Here is a 2,687-nt window from a genome sequence, read left to right on the forward strand (position 1 = left end):
CCCCTCGACGTCCCCCGCCGAGGCGTCGGCCACGGCCGCCCCCGCCGGGCCGCCGGCATCCACCTCCTCCGACGGGAGCCCCTCATGACCGGCACCGCCGCATCCGTCGCCCGCGTCGACGACCTGCGCGTCACCTTCGCCACCGACGGCGCGCCCGTCGCGGCGATCAACGGGATCTCTCTCGAGGCCCGCGCCGGCGAGGTGCTCGCCATCGTCGGAGAGTCGGGCTCGGGCAAGACCGTGACGGCGAACACGCTCCTGGGGCTGCTGCCCGAGACGGCGACCCTGTCGGGTGCGGTCATCGTGCGCGGCCGCGACGGCGGCGAGACCGACATCGTCCACGCCACCGGCGCGCAACTGCGCGAGATGCGCGGGCGTGACGCGGCCATGGTGTTCCAGGAACCGTCGACGGCGCTCAACCCCGTCTACACGGTGGGGTGGCAGATCGCCGAGGGCCTGCGGGCGCACGAGAAGCTGTCGAAGGCCGAGGCCAAGGCCAAGGCGGTCGACATCCTGCGCCGGGTCGGCATCCCCGATCCCGAGAAGCGCGTCGACGACTACCCGCACCAGTTCTCGGGCGGTCAGAAGCAGCGCGTCGTGATCGCGATGGCCCTGGTGCTGGATGCCGGCCTGATTATCGCCGACGAGCCCACCACCGCGCTCGACGTGACCGTGCAGGCCGAGATCCTCGACCTGCTGCGCACCTGCCGCGAGGAGTTCGGCGCGACGATCGTGCTCATCACCCACAACATGGGCGTCGTCGCCGACCTCGCCGACCGCGTGATCGTGATGTACCGCGGCGACATCGTCGAGCAGGCTCCCGTGCGGGAGCTGTTCGCGGCTCCGCAGCAGGAGTACACGCGCGACCTGCTCGCGGCCGTGCCCCACGTGGGTCGCGGCAAGAGCGCGCACCAGTCGCTCGACACCCCCGCGCCCACCGCGCCGCCCGCGGGCAGCCTGGTCGTCGCCGAGAAGGTCGAGATCGGGTACCCGGGCCGCTTCGGTTCGGCCGGGGTCGTCGCCGTGAAGGGCGTGGACTTCTGGATCGGACCCGGCGAGGTGCTGGGTCTGGTCGGCGAGTCCGGATCGGGCAAGACCACGATCGGCCGCGCGATGGTCGGCCTGACCTCCGTGGTCGGGGGTTCGCTCAAGGTCTTGGGCACCGAGATGAACGGCGCCAAGCCGCGGCAGCTCGCGAAGACCCGGCCCGACATCGGCTTCGTCTTCCAGGACCCGGCGACGAGCTTCAACCCGCTGCTGACGATCGCCGAGTGCATCGCCGAGCCGCTTGTCGTGCACAAGCGCGCCTCGGGCGCCCGCGCGGCGCGGCAGCGCGTGAACGAGCTGCTCGACGCGGTGCAGCTGCCGCAGGCCTTCGGCGACCGCTACCCGCACGAGCTGTCGGGCGGTCAGCGTCAGCGCGCCTCGCTCGCCCGGGCGCTCGCGCTCGACCCCAAGCTGCTGATCGCCGACGAGCCCACCTCGGCGCTCGACGTGTCGGTGCAGGCGCGCGTGCTGCAGCTGTTCGCCCAGCTGCAGGCCGAGTTCGGCTTCGCGTGCCTGTTCATCAGCCACGACCTCGCCGTCGTCGACGAGGTCGCCGACCGCGTCGTCGTGCTGCGTCAGGGAGTGATCCGCGAGCAGGGCACGACGGTTCAGGTGCTGACCGAGCCGCGCGACGACTACACGCGCCGCCTGCTGGCGTCGCTGCCGGTGCCCGATCCCGTGGCGCAGGAGTCGCGCCGCGAGCTCTGGCGCGCGACGCGCGGCGCCTGACGCGCTCGCCGCGCCGGAGCCGGGTGCCTGACGCTCCGGTGCCGGTGGCCTGACGCGCGTGTTGCGTCGGTGCCGGGCGCGTGCCGCGTGCTTCGCTCCGGCGCCAAGCGCCTGACGCGACGGTGCCGGGTGCCTGACGCGCCGGTGCCGGGCGCATGACGCGGGCGCCTGACGCGCGTGCCGGGCTCCGGAGGTTTCTCCGGTTCGGCGGCTTTCAGGGCGTCTTCCCGACCGGCGGAGTCGGTTTCTCCGGAGCCCGGCACGCCGGTCGGCGCACGAACACGCCCACCGGAACGCCGATCGGCGCACGGACATGTCCGCCCTGCATGGCCTGAGTTCACGGGCGCCCCGCAGGCGGGCCGCCCCTGCTCTCGAGTCACCGCACGGTTCTCGGAGAACTGCACGATTCTCGGACGAATCGGCGGCTTTTCTCCGAGATCGGCGCACGTCTCCGAGGAACGCGCGCGTCCCGCACCTGCCCGCGCGCTTCCCCCGCGACGCATGCTCAGCATCACAGCGGGCTCGTCCCCGGCGGAACCTGCCCGCCCGCGTCCCCGTTTCTCAGAGAACGGCGCGCTTCTCGGACGAATCGGCGGCTTTTTTCCGAGATCGGCGCGTTTCTCCGAGGAACGCGCGCGGATGGGCCGGCCGGCAGCCCTCAGCCGCCGATCGGCGCACGAATACGTCCGCCCGGCATGCCGGCCGGCGCACGAACCCGTCCGCCAGGCCCGCGTCCCGGCGCACGAAAACGCCCGCCGGCACGCCGGTCAGCGCGCGAACACGTCCGCGAGCACCGTCAGCAGCCACCACCCGACGCCGAGCACGACGAACACCCCGGTGATCCATGAGAAGCTGCGGCGCAGCCGCCGTCCCGGACGGGCGACCCCGGCCGGCGGCGGAGTGAGCAGGGG

General features: G+C 73.1%; 1 protein-coding gene. It reads left to right on the forward strand.

What is annotated here, in order from left to right:
- The first annotated feature begins 84 nt into the window (after positions 1 to 84).
- A complete protein-coding gene (locus DBR36_RS09745) occupies positions 85 to 1,776 on the forward strand; it encodes an ABC transporter ATP-binding protein (RefSeq protein WP_108318927.1) in 1,692 nt (563 codons plus the stop codon).
- The last annotated feature ends 911 nt before the right edge of the window (positions 1,777 to 2,687 follow it).

The organism is Microbacterium sp. HMWF026 (assembly GCF_003061325.1).
GTDB lineage: Bacteria > Actinomycetota > Actinomycetes > Actinomycetales > Microbacteriaceae > Microbacterium > Microbacterium testaceum_E.

Excerpts from the sequence above, each read along its gene's own strand:
- DBR36_RS09745 (WP_108318927.1), top strand. The coding sequence starts at position 85 with ATGACCGGCACCGCCGCATCCGTCGCCCGCGTCGACGACCTGCGCGTC.